The sequence below is a fragment of the Acinetobacter sp. SH20PTE14 genome (assembly GCF_021391555.1).
GTDB classification, from domain to species: domain Bacteria; phylum Pseudomonadota; class Gammaproteobacteria; order Pseudomonadales; family Moraxellaceae; genus Acinetobacter; species Acinetobacter amyesii.
Genome location: NZ_CP090067.1, coordinates 88,026 through 103,722, shown reverse-complemented (window position 1 = coordinate 103,722; position 15,697 = coordinate 88,026). Strand labels below are relative to the sequence as shown.

The following is a 15,697-nucleotide window of genomic DNA, read 5'->3' as shown; positions in this document are numbered from 1 at the left end:
TCACAGCAACGCCTATTTTGGCTTAAATGTATACGACTTTTAGCGAATCTCAGAAAATAGCAAAAATAATTAATGATTAAATTTCAATCAATTAAATAAGTTCAATACAAAGCCCTAAATTTGGTAGGTCTTTGGTAGGTGTGAATTTAAAACATCCCTCGCAATACTCAGTTTAGGTGAGTATCACCCATAACAAATGACAATGAATGGTAGAAGGAATCGCACCATGGCTTTTAAAAATATTGCAGATCAAACAAACGGTTTTTACATCCCTTGTGTTTCACTTTTTGGCCCCGGCTGTGCTAAAGAAATTGGTGCAAAGGCGCAAAATCTTGGCGCAAAGAAAGCGCTTATCGTGACCGATGCCGGTCTATACAAATTTGGTGTGGCAGACACCATTGCCGCATATTTAACTGAAGCTGGCGTAGAAAGTCATATATTCCCGGGCGCAGAACCCAACCCAACTGACACCAACGTACATAGCGGTGTAGATGCCTACAATGACAATGGCTGTGACTTTATTGTCTCTCTCGGCGGCGGCTCTTCTCATGACTGTGCCAAAGGCATTGGCTTAGTGACTGCGGGTGGTGGCCATATTCGTGACTATGAAGGTATTGATAAAAGTACAGTCCCAATGACTCCACTCATTGCGATTAATACCACCGCAGGTACGGCATCAGAAATGACCCGTTTCTGTATTATTACCAATACTGACACCCACGTTAAAATGGCAATTGTCGATTGGCGTTGTACCCCTCTTATCGCCATTGATGACCCGAAACTAATGATTGCAAAACCTGCGGCGCTCACTGCAGCAACCGGTATGGATGCGTTAACGCACGCGGTCGAAGCATATGTTTCTACAGCAGCCAATCCCATTACCGATGCTTGTGCTGAAAAGGCCATTTCAATGATCAGTGAATGGCTCAGCCCTGCCGTAGCCAATGGCGAAAACCTAGAAGCACGTGATGCGATGAGCTATGCACAGTACTTAGCAGGGATGGCATTTAACAATGCATCTTTAGGTTATGTCCACGCGATGGCTCACCAACTTGGCGGCTTCTACAACTTGCCACATGGCGTATGTAATGCCGTGCTGCTACCACACGTTTGCGAATTTAACCTGATCGCCTGCCCTGACCGCTATGCACGTATCGCGCAGCTCATGGGTGTACCAACTGACGGTCTTACTGTAACTGAAGCAGCTTATGCAGCAATTGCAGCAATTCGTGAACTTTCAGCATCCATTGGTATTCCATCGAGCCTTTCTGAACTTGGTGTGAAAGAACAAGACCTCAGCATCATGTCTGAAAATGCGCAAAAAGATGCCTGTATGCTCACCAACCCACGTAAAGCGACTCATGCTCAAGTGGTTGATATTTTCAAGGCAGCGCTTAAGGCCAATGCCTCTGTGGTCGACTTCAAAGCAGCCGTTTAAGTTAAGCCCAATAGGTCTTCATGTTTAAGTGACCCAAGTGCCTACATTATCCTTTGAGTCTGGTAATGTAGGCTCAACTGAATCCATTTCACCTTTTATTTCAGGAAAGCGACTATAGATTGGTCGCTTTCATACTGAGGTCACTCTTTTTTTAGTTCGTAAATCAGCATCGATTATTCATTTGACAAAAGCTCATGGCTCATCAAGGATAAAGCATAATGTCCAATAATATTGATGAGTATAATAATGAGCCATTCACATATTCAGTATCAGCCTGACATTTTGGGCGCAGGCTATGAACAAGCCACGCTGACCTTCCCTGATGATTATGAAGGCCCTGTGGTTGCCACACTGGTTCGCAAAAAAGCCACGGCTCCTACCTCCAAAGCGGTGCTCTATATCCATGGTTTTATCGATTATTTTTTCCAAACCGAAATGGCGGAACGCTTCAATCAGCATGGCTTCGACTTTTACGCACTAGATTTAAGAAAATATGGTCGCTCCATCCGCCCGCATCAAAAATACTATAATGTGCATGCACTGTCTGAATATGATGCCGAAATAGATCAGGCTCTAACGATCATTGCTGATGAAGGTCATGATGCCTTGCTGCTCTGTGGTCATTCTACCGGTGGCTTAACCACCACTTTGTATGCAGCCCATCATCCAAATCATCCTTTAATTCAAGCCCTTTGGGTTAACAGCCCATTTTATGATTTCAACATGAATCCAGTGAAACGCGCACTGGGTATTCCACAGCTGAGTAAATTGGCAAAGACTTTTCCCAATTTAAAATTCCCAAGTGAACTAAATAAATGGTACACCGCCAGCTTACACCGTGAACTCAAGGGTGAATGGAACTTCAATTTAGACTGGAAAAAGACCCGCTATCCAATGGTGTATTTAAGTTTTGTACGGACAATTTATGAGGCTCAAAAGGAAATTCATCAAGGTGTGACGATTGATATACCGGTATTAGTGATGCATTCACATCAAACTAAAAATCCCAAAAAATGGGGTAAAGCAGCGCAGACCAGTGATGTGATTTTGGGTGTAAAAGATATCCAAAAATATGCCAAAAAAATTCAAGGCGATGTCACCATTCAAAGTATCCAAAATGGTTTACATGACTTAGTCCTTTCTGAGAAATCAGCACGCGAACAAGTCTATACCCAGCTCTTTCAATGGCTGGCCAATAAAGGCCTTTAATAGCCTGTATGACATTGCAACTCACTGTTTTAATTTCAACAAGGTCTGATGTACGGGATGTGATCTCGGCATCAGCTCAATCAGGCGTTCAACCGCATCAATGGCTTCAGGAAAACGCGCGACATGCTTGAGCAGAACATCCGTTTCTTTGGCATTAAAAATCGCTTGGCTCAAGCGTGACTCAAGACAATCACGCCATGCCCCTAAAAATGGGCTTTCAGTTTTAGCCAAGAAAACCCCTGAACACAGTTTTAATGCAGAATCGAGATAACCTGCATCTAAAGCTTGCTCGGCTTGTAAAAAGTCGGCTTCGACTTGCGCCAATAAGCGATAGGGTCTTGAGCCTAACATGCCACCCAAAATATCGCGTAGCTGCGACATTTCCGCTTTTAAAGTCCCAACACTCACCTTTCGTTCACCATATAAGGCTTGATGCAAAGTATCTAAGGTCATGCCTTGCGGACATAGCGCCAAGATGGTCAAAATTTCTATTTGCCGCGGGGTCAGCACCATCACTTTGCCATTAAATAACACTTGCGGCACAGCAAAGGCCCGAATATACAAATGCTGTTTTTGAAAATCGAGTAAAGCCGATTGAATAATCGAAGCGCAGCGTTCAGCCGCAAGTAGCCCTAAACTATTGTGGTTTTTCCACACGGTGGATAAATCAACCACGCCCAAAATTTGCTGCGTATGTGGATCGATAATCGGTGCTGCATAGCAGACCCATTCATGTACTGATGGCATGTAATGTTCATTTGAAAACACACAACTCGACTGTTGGGTTTTTAAAGACAACGCTAATGCATTGGTGCCGACCAATTCTTCGCGCCATTGCCCACCCGCAATAAAATGCACACTTTCCGCAGCACTTTGCATTTGCCGACTCGACGCACTCCAAATAATCGTGCTACCTACATCGCCCACGGCAAGTACCATCGACGACTGTTCGGCTATGTGTTTTAAATCTTCGGCACAATGTTGCAACGCATGATGCAATGCCGACTGTCGTTGACTCTGGGGACTTAAATTCACCAAAGGCGCAGCACTCCGATTTTCCGGAATTTCCGCCTGCGCCGATCGCTGCCAAGAACTCGCAATGCTCTCATTCAATTGCGAGGTTTGCTGCTTTGACAGACTCATGCCCTGCCTTAACCGTTCGACATTCTGTCGTTTCTCAGATAAATCCTTCTGTATCATCATTCATTATTCTCACAACAATTCATGACTAAAAATCCGTTTCCCGGCTTTTGTTTTTTAAGACTGAAAAAAAATATTGTAAACCTTCTTGTCTCCAACCTTTTTCCAACCTTATACAAGCTATGCTAATCAAATAATGTACAAAAGTACCTTATACCAAAGCTGTAGATTGCCACAGATAGGCAGCCCAACAAGATCATAATAAACAAGCAAAGGAAAATTCATATGCGTTATGTCGATCCTAATCAACCCGGTTCAAAAGTTCAGTTTAAAGCTCAGTATGAAAACCTGATTGGTGGCCAATGGGTCGCGCCAGTGAAAGGTGAATACTTTGAAAATATCTCCCCTGTAGACGGTAAAGTTTTTACCAAAGTGCCACGTTCTTCTGCTGAAGATATTGAATTGGCTTTGGATGCAGCGCATAAAGCCAAAGCCCAATGGAACGCCTCTTCCCCAACCACACGCTCAAATATTTTATTAAAAATTGCCGATCGACTTGAAGAAAACCTAGAGCTCCTTGCGGTCGCAGAAACATGGGACAACGGTAAACCGATTCGTGAAACCTTAGCCGCTGATATTCCACTGTGTATCGATCACTTCCGTTATTTTGCCGGCTGTATCCGTGCCCAAGAAGGCGGCATTTCTGAAATTGATGAAAATACTATTGCTTACCATTTTCATGAACCACTTGGTGTGGTCGGTCAAATTATTCCGTGGAATTTCCCAATCTTGATGGCGGCTTGGAAACTTGCTCCAGCATTGGCTGCGGGAAACTGCATCGTGTTGAAACCTGCGGAGCAAACGCCTGTCAGCATCTTGGTCTTGGCTGAACTCATTCAAGACCTACTCCCACCCGGCGTGCTGAATATTGTGAATGGTTATGGTGTTGAAGTCGGTCGTCCATTGGCGACCAATCCACGCATCTCAAAAATCGCCTTCACAGGTTCAACCGCTGTCGGTCAAATGATCATGCAATATGCGACTGAAAATATCATTCCTGTGACTTTAGAACTTGGTGGAAAATCACCAAATATCTTCTTTGAAGACATCATGGACAAAGACGATGAGTTCTTAGATAAAACACTCGAAGGTTTTGCCATGTTTGCGCTCAACCAAGGTGAAATTTGCACATGTCCATCACGTGCATTGGTACAAGAAAGCATTGCAGATCGATTCTTGGAAATGGCAGTAGAACGTGTGAAACGTATTAAGACGGGTCATCCACTCGATACCGATACCATGATTGGTGCACAGGCATCGCAAGAGCAGCAAGATAAAATCTTGGGCTGTATTGCGACAGGTAAAAATGAAGGTGCACAGCTCATTACTGGTGGTGATCCACGCAATGAAGTCGGTACAGGTTTCTATATTGAACCAACCATTTTCAAAGGCACCAATGACATGAAGATTTTCCAAGAAGAAATCTTCGGCCCTGTGCTTTCAGTTGCCACCTTTAAAGACTTCGACGATGCCATTAAAATTGCCAATGACACGATTTATGGTCTAGGTGCAGGGGTTTGGTCGCGTTCAGCACATACTTCATATCGTGCGGGTCGTGCCATTCAGGCGGGCCGTGTATGGACCAACTGTTATCACATCTATCCTGCACACGCTGCATTCGGCGGCTACAAAAAATCAGGGATCGGCCGTGAAAATCACAAAATGATGCTTGATCATTATCAACAAACCAAAAACCTCTTGGTGAGCTATGACACCAAGCCAATGGGCTTCTTCTAAGCAGCGTTGAACAATACATGAGATAAAAAGCGAACTTCGGTTCGCTTTTTTGTTAGAAGCCTCTTCAAAGAATTCATTGAAATTTCTTTTAAAAAGCTGCAAATTTTCTTATGCTTGCTAAACAAATAACTTTATTAATTAAAAATATTTAAATAGCTATGAAATATTGTGTCTCCTGTGGAGAAAAAGCATTAGTACAACATCACTTTTGTAGTGCCTGTGGTCATTCATTTGGTGATCAAGTGTCAGACAAACCTAAGCAAGCACGTTATCCCGCATTTGTGCCCAACCAAGATGATATTTCGACTTATGAACATCATCTCAAATACTTAAACAAATTAAGCTCTTTCCAAAGCAAAGTATTCTATCTTTTCTTCTTTGGTGCTTTCGCGGTCATGTTTTTTACTTTCACAAGTGTATTTTCAGGTTGGGCGTCTGTTTCCAAAGCATTTGGATCTATATGGCTATTTCCTTTTTGTATCATCAGTTGTATTGCCATAAAATTTACAAGTTTGGACTATTGGCTTGCTAAACAAATTTATGGTCGAAATTATCGTTATAAAGACAATGGATTAAGACTCGTTTACCAAGAGCTACCAAGCGCTAAAAATCATAAAGATGAATTTATCTGTATCTTTTGCGGCAATAAACGATTCTTTCGTAAAGGTATTTATGCAAGCGATTCATGCACCGTAAATTGCACCAAATGTCAGCATTATTTATATACGGAATAAAGCTTAAGTTTTTTAAGTTAGTACCCCAAAAATAAGACTCAATACAAATGAAAGCTGAGTAAAAGTAGATGTAAGTAAGACAATCAGCCATGATCCATTCTATAATTCCACTTACATCTACAATGACTTCTGCATTCCCGCCCTAAAACTGGTGCTCATATTCAGTAGCATTCACTCAAGTATTCGTCCAATTAGGCTGATCGTGATGAAGCCTGTAAAGCCGCCTCAACAAAATGTAAATGATCAACACCCCAATATAACTCATCATCGACAAACCAACTTGGCGCCCCAAACACACCACGTGCAATGGCTTCTTCGGTAATAACTTTCAGCTCAGACTTTACTTTTTCATCTTCAAGCCATGATTTAACCTGCGCTACCTCCAATCCAAGCTCCTGCATCAATTGAATTAATTCATTGAGATCATTTAAATTGCGTGGCTGACCAAACATTGCGTTAAAAATACCCGTCAGTACATTGAGAAATACTTCAGGCTGAAATAATTGGACTGCGGTTATCAAACGCATCAACTGCAAAGTATTGATCGGAAAATACGGATTCATTTGCACGGGAATCTGCCATAGATCTGACCAGCGCTTAAGATCCCGCATGGAATAGCGTGCCTTTGCAGGCACAGCCATCGGACTACTGTTGCCAGTAGCTTTAAACACCCCACCCAATAACATCGGTTTCCAGATAATCTCTGCCTGATATTGCTCAGCAATGTGCTGAATACGGTGAAATCCGATGTAGCTATATGGACTGCCAACATCAAAATAAAACTCAATGACTTTCATTTTTTTCGTCCTTTTTTGCTTATTTTCCTAATATTTTTAAATCAGTGCTTACCAATGTTCCATCCATGGTCGCAGATCTAATTCATGCGTCCATGCATCTCGTGGTTGCTGTGAGAGATGCCAATAATTTTCCGCAATATGTACTGGATTTAAAATACCATCTTGCTCTTTTTTAGCATAAAGATCAGGGAATGTATCTTTGATAAAATCGGTATCAATTGCACCATCAACCACCACATGCGCAACATGAATATTACGTGGACCTAGTTCCCGTGCCATACTTTGTGCCAATGCCCGCAGCGCATGTTTTGCCCCTGCAAATGCTGCAAATCCTGAAGCACCACGTGTCCCAGCTGTTGCTCCTGTGAAAATAATCGTGCCTCGTTCACGTGTCACCATGCGTTTTGCCACTTCCCGACCAGTTAAAAAAGCCGAGAAACATGCCATCTCCCATATTTTGAAATATTTACGTGCGGTTTCTTCCAAAATACTACAAGGGACGTTGGCACCAATATTAAAGACCATGACCTCAATCGAGCCAATGTTTGATTCGATATGCTCGATGAGTTCAATCACTTGCTCTTCTTTTCGAGCATCAGAACCAAAGCCAAAAGCAGTCCCTCCCTGTGTTTGAATTTCAGCAATTAAAGGCTTTAATTTGTCTGCATTTCGTCGTGTCATACAAGCAATATAACCCTCCCGGGCAAAACGTTTGGCTATTTCACCACCAGTTGCATCACCTGCACCAATCACTAAAGCGACTTTTGCCGAAATCCGATTGAGTTGTTGCATAGTCTCACTCCATTGCTGTTTTATTTTTATTCCACGCTCATTTTATTTACGCGTCGGTTTTAAACCACACATTATTAAATAACGATCGTTACTATAACGAATACTATGTTATGGTTAATTTATCGTCAATATTATTTTCAAGGGGGTTGCAGATGCGCTACAAACCCGAATACAAACAAAAAAAACGCCAAGAACTTTTAACCATCAGCGGACAAATTGCGAAAAAAGACGGCTTTGCCGCAACAGGTGTGGATGGATTCATGAAAGCCGCCGGCGTCACCAGTGGTGCTTTTTACTCACATTTTTCGTCTAAACAAGAGCTACTTAAAGCCTTAATTGAACATGAGTTACAACACAGTTTTGATATGTGGCAAAGCAACCCGCATCATAATGCAGCCGACTGGATTAATTTTGAATTAGACCGTTATTTAACCCCTTCCCACCTTGAACATCCTGAACAAGGCTGTGTTTTGCCGACACTTGCGACCGAAGTAGCTCGTGCAGATGACACGATTAAACAGGCCTATGAAAAGGAATTACTGCGTGGTCATGCTTTATTTAGCGCACATTTGGCGAGTGAAAAAAAAGCTTGGGCCATGATGTCCCAATTGGTCGGTGCGGTTTTAATTGCACGGGCAATGCATGATCCCGAATTACAAAAAAGCATTTTGCAGGCCAATAAAATGATCATTCAAGATTATTTAGCTGCACACTCAGCTGCATAAGTAACGATTATTTTATGTGATCCTTCATGTAGTTATGCGATTAAACACTTACGACAAGCTGTCAGCCCTCTAAGGCTCAATTATTCAATATCCGTATAAGGTTGCCAATTTTTATGCTTTTCAATCGCTTAAAGATTGGGCATAAATGGCACAATTCAAATAAAGTCCTCTTTTCAAGGTTCTGACGACTGTGTATAACAATGAGCCATTAAAGGAAAATGATAAGCATAGGCAAAGAACGCAAAAAAACGTTAGACTATGCAACAATCAATGCAAGTAAATGTCATTCGAGACAAACAAAAAGGTGAAGATTGATGCCGCTCAATACTGTTGAAGAGCTCGTAGCTGATATTCGTGCAGGTAAAATGGTCATCCTCATGGATGATGAAGATCGTGAAAATGAAGGCGACCTTGTTATCGCTGCGACCCACGTACGCCCTGAAGATATCAACTTCATGATTACGCATGCGCGTGGTCTTGTATGCTTAACGCTCAGCAAAGAGCGTTGCCAACAGTTAAATCTACCACTCATGGTAGATGCCAATGGTGCACAGCACGGTACCAACTTTACCTTGTCGATTGAAGCAGCAAATGGCATTTCAACAGGCATCTCACCTGCTGAACGTGCGCACACCATTCAAACTGCTGTAGCAGCACATGCTAAACCGGCTGACATCGTACAGCCAGGCCATATTTTCCCGCTGATGGCGCAGCCTGGTGGCGTCCTTCACCGTGCAGGCCATACTGAAGCAGGCTGTGATTTATCGCGTTTAGCCGGCCTAGAACCCGCATCTGTGATTTGTGAAATCATCAATGAAGACGGCACTATGGCGCGTCGCCCAGACCTTGAAGTCTTTGCTGAAAAGCATGGCTTAAAAATGGGAACCATTGCAGATCTGATTCACTACCGAATGACTAACGAACAAACGGTTGAACGTCTAGACCAGCAAACACTAGATACAGAATACGGTACATTTGAATTGTTCCGTTACCGTGAAATTGGTAATCCAGACATTCATTTAGCCCTTGTGAAAGGCGAACCAAAGCAAGGCGTGACCACTGTACGTGTACACGGTTTCAGCCCAGTTCGTGACTTATTAAAACTGAATAAACAAGATGGCGCTCCAGCGTGGAATCTCGATAAAGCACTCAAAGAAATCGCATCCAGCGATCGTGGTGTTTTAGTGTGGATTGGTCAGCGTCATTTACAGGACTTAGGCCCTGCTTTAGAAAATTTAACTGCACCGAAAAATGTTAAATCCAATGCGGCACTGTCTCAGCAGTATCAAACCATTGGTGTCGGCGCACAAATTTTACGTGATTTAGGCGTGGAAAAAATGAAGCTTCTTAGCTCGCCATTACGTTTTAATGCATTATCAGGTTTTAACTTAGAAGTGGTGGAATACATCACCGCAAATCAAACATCAGAGAAATAATCGAGGTTGCTATGGCAGTTCGCCGTATTGAAGGTATGTTACATCTCGCGAACGAAGACCGTTATGCGATTTTAGTTGGTCGTTTTAATAGCTTTGTTGTTGAACATTTGCTAGAAGGTGCCGTTGATACATTGAAACGTCATGGCGTATCAGAGGATAATATCACTATTGTTCATGCACCGGGTGCTTGGGAACTTCCAGTGGTTGCAAAGAAACTTGCAGCTTCAGATCGTTTCGATGCCATCATCGCGCTTGGCGCAGTGATTCGTGGTAGCACGCCTCACTTCGATTTTGTTGCTGGCGAATGTGCCAAAGGTTTAGGCGTTGTTGGTCTAGACACTGGCTTACCAGTAATTAATGGTGTATTGACTACGGATAGTATTGAACAAGCGATTGAACGCTCAGGTACAAAAGCAGGAAATAAAGGTAGTGAAGCTGCCTTGACTGCTATTGAAATGGTTAACTTGTTAAAGGCTATTTAACGCTATGTCGCAAACACTTCAAGCAACTTATGCAGCAAAACGTAAAGCACGTCGCTTTGCTGTACAAGGAATTTATGAATGGCAAATGAGCCGCAATCCTGTGCATGAGATTGAAGCACGTACGCGTGTGGAAAATGCCATGCACAAGGTAGATCTCGGCTATTACCACGAGTTATTGACCGAGGTTGTTGCCAATCATGAAGCATTGGATGCGCTTTTAATCCCTGTACTCGATCGCGAAGTTGAAGCCTTAGATGGCGTTGAACTTGCAACCCTTCGTTTAGGCTCGTATGAACTCAAAGAACACCTTGAGATTCCTTACCGTGTCGTACTCGATGAAGCGATCGAGTTAGCTAAACATTTTGGCGGTGCAGACAGCCATAAGTACATCAATGGTGTATTGGATCGTTTAGCGACTACATTGCGTGCAGCAGAAAAGCAACAAGCTAATTAATTTATTAAGTAGTACGTTGTATGGCTGAGTTCTCTATCATTGATACCTATTTTAATCGTCACAGCAGTAGTGCTGTCGATTTAGGGGTCGGTGATGACTCAGCCTTGCTCACCCCTCCTCCACAGCAACAATTGGTCATCTGTGCCGATACTCTCGTTGCTGGACGTCACTTCCCTCTCGACACCAACCCACATGCCATTGGCTGGAAATCTGTAGCCGTCAACCTTTCTGACATTGCTGCAATGGGCGCCAAACCGCATAGTATTTTACTGGCATTAAGCCTACCCCAAATTGATCATGACTGGCTCAAAGGCTTTAGTCAGGGTTTATATGATTGTTGCGATCAATTTGGTGTGAGTTTAATTGGTGGTGATACCACACAAAGTCCTCATCTGACGATTTCAGTTACAGCCCTCGGCTGGGTAGAATCAGGACAAGCTGTCCCACGTTCAGGTGCCCAAGTCGGTGATTATATCTGCGTCAGCGGACAAGTCGGTGATGCTGCATTTGGCTTAAACCATTTAGGTCATCGCTTACAACGCCGTTTAGATTATCCCACACCACGTTGCTTATTGGGCCAACAGCTCAAAGGCTTAGCCAACAGTATGATTGATGTCTCTGATGGGCTCGCACAAGATTTAGGACATATCCTCGCTGCTTCACACGTCGGTGCAGAAATTGAATTAGATCAACTTCCTATCGATCACGATGTAAAACAATTACAACAAGAAAAGCAGTGGCAATACGCCCTCGCGGGTGGAGATGACTATGAGTTATGCTTTACAATAAGTCCGCAGAATTATCAAAAACTTCTGCAACTAAAATTAGATGTAAACATTAGTAAAATCGGTCAAATCACCCCAAATTTGGGAATCCGTTATAACAACCACGGTGTGGACCAAGTCATAAAATTTAAGGGATACCAGCATTTTGCATAAGCCAGCCATTAACTTTAAATCCATGTCTTGGTTTAACCGAGTCATCGCCTTTTGTGGCGTGGGATTTGGCTCGGGTCTTGCACCCAAAGCACCGGGCACCTTTGGCTCTGCTTTTGCTTTGTTGTTTATTCCAGGTTGGCTTGCAATCGGCTTTTTCAACTCTATTATAGTCATGATCATCATGTCGATTATTGGGATCTATATTTGCGGTCAAACCGCCAAAGTCATGGGTGTTCATGATGATGGCCGCATCGTATGGGATGAATTTGCCGGTCAGTCTATTACCTTCCTCCCAATTTTATATCTTGGGCAAATGAGCTGGACTTGGGCATTGATTGGTTTTGCCCTATTCCGTTTATTTGATGTCTGGAAACCGTGGCCTATTCGTGTCATTGACCGTCAAGTCGGTGGTGGCTTTGGCATCATGTTCGACGACATTATTGCAGGTCTTTGGGCCGCGCTTTGCATCTGTATTTATTTTTATATTTTGTCTATGTAATAGAAACACCTAGGATTAAACATGTCTACTAGCGTTATTATTCTTGCTGCAGGTAAAGGGACACGTATGCGTTCTCGTTTACCCAAAGTATTACAACCACTCGCAGGACAACCCCTACTTGGCCATGTCATCAACACTGCGAAAAAACTAAATGCAGAAGAAATAATTACCATTTATGGGCATGGCGGCGAATTGGTTCAAAACGCGTTTGCACATGAAAATGTCAAATGGGTTGAACAAGCAGAACAATTGGGTACAGGCCATGCAGTCAAAGTGACTCTGCCTGTCCTAGCAAAAACCGGGATTTCTTTGATTCTCTCAGGTGATGTGCCTTGTATCACTGAATCAACATTACAAAAACTATTAGATGCATCTGCTCAAACAGGTATTGGCTTAGTAACCCTAACGGTTAATGATGCGACAGGTTATGGTCGTATTGTACGTGAAAATGGCAAAATTCAAGCCATTGTTGAACACAAAGATGCTTCTGAAGAACAACGTAAAATCAAAGAATTTAATACCGGTATTTATGCCGTAAGTAATGCTAAATTGCACGAATGGTTGCCCCAATTAAGCAATAATAATGCACAAGGTGAATATTACCTGACCGATATCGTGGCAATGGCAATTGCTGACGGTCTCGAAGTGGCATCTGTTGAACCAGAGCGTGCATTCGAAGTCGAAGGTGTCAATGACCGCGTACAATTAGCGGCATTAGAGCGTGAATTTCAAAGTTTCCAAGCAAAACAACTGATGCAACAAGGCGTTCACCTGATTGATCCTGCACGTTTCGACTTACGTGGCACATTGACTGTTGGTCAAGATGTCCGTATCGATATCAACGTAATTATTGAGGGTGATGTTGAACTCGGTGATAACGTTGAAATTGGTGCAGGTTGTGTGATTAAAAACACCAAGATTGCAGCAGGCACTAAAGTTCAACCATATAGCGTTTTTGACAGCGCCATTGTTGGTGAAGAAGCTCAAATCGGTCCATTTGCACGTTTACGCCCAGGCGCAAAATTAGCCAATGAAGTGCATATTGGAAACTTTGTTGAAGTTAAAAATTCAAGCATTGGCGTCGGCTCAAAAGCCAACCACTTTACCTATTTAGGTGATGCAGATGTCGGTGCTGGTTCAAACATTGGTGCAGGCACCATTACCTGCAACTATGATGGCGCAAATAAATTTAAAACCATTATCGGTGACTCAGCCTTTATCGGCTCAAATAGCTCATTAGTCGCTCCTGTCACCATTGGTCATGGTGCAACAGTGGGTGCTGGCTCAACCATTACACGTGACGTGGCAGACAATAGTCTTGCGGTAGAACGTTCGAAGCAATTTGCCAAAGAAAACTATCAACGTCCCCAAAAATTGAAGAAATAAGAGGATTAAATTATGTGCGGTATTGTCGGTGGCGTTGCAGAACGTAGTATTACCAATATTTTAATTGAAGGCTTAAAGCGTCTTGAATATCGTGGATATGACTCTGCGGGTTTAGCGCTGATTAATAAAGGCCATGTTCTACGTGAACGTCGCGTAGGTAAAGTTGCAAATCTTGAACAAGCCGTTGAAGAAGCAGATATCGCAGGTTCGGTCGGTATTGCACATACGCGCTGGGCAACCCATGGTAAACCGACTGAAAATAATGCCCATCCGCATATTTCAGGCAATGTGGCTGTTGTTCATAACGGTATTATTGAAAACTATCAAGAGCTTAAAGATGATCTTGAAGCGCTTGGTTATGTCTTTACATCACAAACAGATACAGAAGTTGTTGCACATTTAGTCAATGACGCTTTAAAAACCACTCCGAGTCTTTTAGAAGCGGTTAAAAGTGTCGTACCTCAACTCAAAGGTGCTTATGCACTGGGTATCGTACATACCGACCATCCTGATGAATTAATCACGGTGCGTGAAGGTTCACCTCTCGTGATTGGTGTCGGTATTGGCGAGAACTTTATTAGCTCGGATCAATTGGCACTTTTACCAATTACCAACCGTTTTATCTACCTTGAAGAAGGTGATATTGCACGTTTGACACGTAATACTATTGAAGTATTCGTCGATGGTAAATTAGTGAATCGTCCAATCAAAGATCTTGATGCGACTGTCAGCAATGCTTCAAAAGGTGAATATAAACACTATATGCTCAAAGAAATTTATGAGCAGCCTGAAGCGATTAAGCAAACGATTTCACAAGCATTAAATGGTAATGCGCTTCGTGATGATTTCCTTGCCAATGCAGCTCAAGATTTCAGCCAAATTCAACAAGTGCAAATCATCGCATGTGGTACCAGCTACCATGCCGGCATGATTGCCAAATATTGGTTTGAACAACTGATCGATGTACCTTGCCAAGTCGAAATTGCCAGTGAATTCCGTTATCGTTCGCCTGTGATTGTGAATAACACACTGTATGTTTGTATTTCTCAATCGGGCGAAACGGCCGATACTTTAGCTGCACTGCGTGATACGCAAAAACGTGCAGCAGCGAAAAGCTTGAATATCACCACCATGACCATTTGCAACGTCGCAACTTCGTCAATGGTACGTGAAACCAACTACAGTTTGTTGACGCTTGCAGGCCCTGAAATTGGTGTTGCTTCGACTAAAGCATTTACCACACAGCTTGCGGCATTGATGCTATTGGTATTGAAAATTGGTCAAATTAAGCAAAGCATTTCAACTGACCGTGTCTCTGAAATTATTGCAGCGCTTTGGCATACACCAAAAGTGATTTTAGATACTTTACAAAATAATGCTGAGATTCTACGTCTATCAGAATTATTTGTTGAAAAAAATCACTGCCTATTCTTGGGTCGTGGAACTGAGTTCCCTATCGCACTTGAAGGTGCTTTAAAACTTAAAGAGATTTCATACATCCATGCAGAAGGCTACGCGGCTGGTGAATTAAAACACGGTCCATTGGCACTGGTAGATAATGATATGCCTGTGGTGATTCTTGCTCCACAAGATGACATGTTGGACAAACTCAAATCGAACATGGAAGAAGTGCAAGCACGTGGTGGTGAGTTATTTGTTTTCGCTGATGAAAATAGCGGGATCAAAGCCAAAGATCGTCAACATGTTGTGTATGTGCCAAGTGTGAATGAAATCTTGGCGCCGATTGTGTATAGCATTCCAGTACAACTGCTCTCTTATCATGTTGCAGTATTACGTGGTACTGATGTCGATCAGCCACGTAACTTGGCGAAGTCTGTGACGGTGGAATAATACCCCAATGTAAAAAAGG

At 42.8% G+C, this 15,697-nt stretch carries 15 protein-coding genes; 12 read left to right on the top strand and 3 right to left on the bottom strand.

Annotation, left to right across the window (positions count from 1 at the left end):
• Positions 1-226 precede the first annotated feature (226 nt).
• Positions 227-1,438, top strand: coding sequence for an iron-dependent methanol dehydrogenase (gene mdh, locus LXF01_RS00460; RefSeq protein ID WP_180123833.1), 1,212 nt, complete (start codon positions 227-229; stop codon positions 1,436-1,438).
• Between the two features lie 246 nt (positions 1,439-1,684).
• On the top strand, positions 1,685-2,647 hold the full coding sequence (locus LXF01_RS00455) for an alpha/beta hydrolase (protein ID WP_233944822.1): 963 nt from the start codon (positions 1,685-1,687) through the stop codon (positions 2,645-2,647).
• A gap of 21 nt (positions 2,648-2,668) precedes the next feature.
• On the opposite strand, the gene LXF01_RS00450 is transcribed toward LXF01_RS00455, so the two are convergent.
• Complete coding sequence (locus tag LXF01_RS00450) at positions 2,669-3,850, bottom strand: helix-turn-helix domain-containing protein (RefSeq protein ID WP_233944820.1); 1,182 nt, start codon at positions 3,848-3,850, stop codon at positions 2,669-2,671.
• Positions 3,851-4,072: 222 nt separating this feature from the next.
• Here LXF01_RS00450 and exaC point away from each other — a divergent pair, with 222 nt between their 5' ends.
• Positions 4,073-5,584: an acetaldehyde dehydrogenase ExaC gene (gene exaC, locus LXF01_RS00445; RefSeq protein WP_078194071.1), complete on the top strand. Its 1,512-nt coding sequence runs from the start codon at positions 4,073-4,075 to the stop codon at positions 5,582-5,584.
• Positions 5,585-5,742: 158 nt separating this feature from the next.
• Entirely contained in the window at positions 5,743-6,318 is a 576-nt protein-coding gene (locus LXF01_RS00440; RefSeq protein ID WP_180090116.1) for a hypothetical protein, read from the top strand.
• 191 nt (positions 6,319-6,509) lie between these two features.
• Here the strand turns inward: LXF01_RS00440 and LXF01_RS00435 are convergent, their stop codons facing one another.
• Positions 6,510-7,115, bottom strand: a complete 606-nt coding sequence (locus LXF01_RS00435) for a 2-hydroxychromene-2-carboxylate isomerase (RefSeq protein WP_180102805.1) — start codon at positions 7,113-7,115, stop codon at positions 6,510-6,512.
• 48 nt (positions 7,116-7,163) lie between these two features.
• Positions 7,164-7,907, bottom strand: a complete 744-nt coding sequence (locus LXF01_RS00430; protein ID WP_233944818.1) for an SDR family oxidoreductase — start codon at positions 7,905-7,907, stop codon at positions 7,164-7,166.
• A 152-nt stretch (positions 7,908-8,059) separates the two neighbouring features.
• Between LXF01_RS00430 and LXF01_RS00425 the strand changes: the two genes are divergently transcribed.
• From LXF01_RS00425 to glmS, 8 genes are all read left to right on the top strand, one after another.
• Positions 8,060-8,632 carry a TetR/AcrR family transcriptional regulator gene (locus LXF01_RS00425; RefSeq protein WP_233944817.1) on the top strand — a complete coding sequence of 191 codons (573 nt, stop codon included), beginning with the start codon at positions 8,060-8,062 and terminating at the stop codon, positions 8,630-8,632.
• A 314-nt stretch (positions 8,633-8,946) separates the two neighbouring features.
• Complete coding sequence (gene ribBA, locus LXF01_RS00420) at positions 8,947-10,068, top strand: bifunctional 3,4-dihydroxy-2-butanone-4-phosphate synthase/GTP cyclohydrolase II (protein ID WP_067765588.1); 1,122 nt, start codon at positions 8,947-8,949, stop codon at positions 10,066-10,068.
• 11 nt (positions 10,069-10,079) lie between these two features.
• A complete protein-coding gene (ribH, locus tag LXF01_RS00415; RefSeq protein ID WP_111885509.1) occupies positions 10,080-10,550 on the top strand; it encodes a 6,7-dimethyl-8-ribityllumazine synthase in 471 nt (156 codons plus the stop codon).
• Between the two features lie 4 nt (positions 10,551-10,554).
• On the top strand, positions 10,555-11,004 hold the full coding sequence (gene nusB, locus LXF01_RS00410; RefSeq protein ID WP_180024787.1) for a transcription antitermination factor NusB: 450 nt from the start codon (positions 10,555-10,557) through the stop codon (positions 11,002-11,004).
• A gap of 20 nt (positions 11,005-11,024) precedes the next feature.
• Positions 11,025-11,942: a thiamine-phosphate kinase gene (gene thiL / locus LXF01_RS00405; protein WP_180024788.1), complete on the top strand. Its 918-nt coding sequence runs from the start codon at positions 11,025-11,027 to the stop codon at positions 11,940-11,942.
• Positions 11,943-11,964: 22 nt separating this feature from the next.
• Positions 11,965-12,441 carry a phosphatidylglycerophosphatase A family protein gene (locus LXF01_RS00400; RefSeq protein WP_078194116.1) on the top strand — a complete coding sequence of 159 codons (477 nt, stop codon included), beginning with the start codon at positions 11,965-11,967 and terminating at the stop codon, positions 12,439-12,441.
• 21 nt (positions 12,442-12,462) lie between these two features.
• The gene (gene glmU, locus LXF01_RS00395; RefSeq protein ID WP_233944815.1) at positions 12,463-13,827 is read left to right on the top strand and encodes a bifunctional UDP-N-acetylglucosamine diphosphorylase/glucosamine-1-phosphate N-acetyltransferase GlmU; all 1,365 of its coding nucleotides are present in this window, start codon (positions 12,463-12,465) and stop codon (positions 13,825-13,827) included.
• Between the two features lie 12 nt (positions 13,828-13,839).
• The gene (gene glmS / locus LXF01_RS00390) at positions 13,840-15,678 is read left to right on the top strand and encodes a glutamine--fructose-6-phosphate transaminase (isomerizing) (RefSeq protein WP_233944813.1); all 1,839 of its coding nucleotides are present in this window, start codon (positions 13,840-13,842) and stop codon (positions 15,676-15,678) included.
• Positions 15,679-15,697: the final 19 nt, after the last annotated feature.

What these genes read in the sequence shown, in the direction of transcription:
- mdh (WP_180123833.1), top strand. Translation starts at nt 227, where the DNA reads ATGGCTTTTAAAAATATTGCAGATCAAACAAACGGTTTTTACATCCCT.
- LXF01_RS00455 (WP_233944822.1), top strand. Translation starts at nt 1,685, where the DNA reads ATGAGCCATTCACATATTCAGTATCAGCCTGACATTTTGGGCGCAGGC.
- LXF01_RS00450 (WP_233944820.1), bottom strand. Translation starts at nt 3,850, where the DNA reads ATGATGATACAGAAGGATTTATCTGAGAAACGACAGAATGTCGAACGG.
- exaC (WP_078194071.1), top strand. Translation starts at nt 4,073, where the DNA reads ATGCGTTATGTCGATCCTAATCAACCCGGTTCAAAAGTTCAGTTTAAA.
- LXF01_RS00440 (WP_180090116.1), top strand. Translation starts at nt 5,743, where the DNA reads ATGAAATATTGTGTCTCCTGTGGAGAAAAAGCATTAGTACAACATCAC.
- LXF01_RS00435 (WP_180102805.1), bottom strand. Translation starts at nt 7,115, where the DNA reads ATGAAAGTCATTGAGTTTTATTTTGATGTTGGCAGTCCATATAGCTAC.
- LXF01_RS00430 (WP_233944818.1), bottom strand. Translation starts at nt 7,907, where the DNA reads ATGCAACAACTCAATCGGATTTCGGCAAAAGTCGCTTTAGTGATTGGT.
- LXF01_RS00425 (WP_233944817.1), top strand. Translation starts at nt 8,060, where the DNA reads ATGCGCTACAAACCCGAATACAAACAAAAAAAACGCCAAGAACTTTTA.
- ribBA (WP_067765588.1), top strand. Translation starts at nt 8,947, where the DNA reads ATGCCGCTCAATACTGTTGAAGAGCTCGTAGCTGATATTCGTGCAGGT.
- ribH (WP_111885509.1), top strand. Translation starts at nt 10,080, where the DNA reads ATGGCAGTTCGCCGTATTGAAGGTATGTTACATCTCGCGAACGAAGAC.
- nusB (WP_180024787.1), top strand. Translation starts at nt 10,555, where the DNA reads ATGTCGCAAACACTTCAAGCAACTTATGCAGCAAAACGTAAAGCACGT.
- thiL (WP_180024788.1), top strand. Translation starts at nt 11,025, where the DNA reads ATGGCTGAGTTCTCTATCATTGATACCTATTTTAATCGTCACAGCAGT.
- LXF01_RS00400 (WP_078194116.1), top strand. Translation starts at nt 11,965, where the DNA reads ATGTCTTGGTTTAACCGAGTCATCGCCTTTTGTGGCGTGGGATTTGGC.
- glmU (WP_233944815.1), top strand. Translation starts at nt 12,463, where the DNA reads ATGTCTACTAGCGTTATTATTCTTGCTGCAGGTAAAGGGACACGTATG.
- glmS (WP_233944813.1), top strand. Translation starts at nt 13,840, where the DNA reads ATGTGCGGTATTGTCGGTGGCGTTGCAGAACGTAGTATTACCAATATT.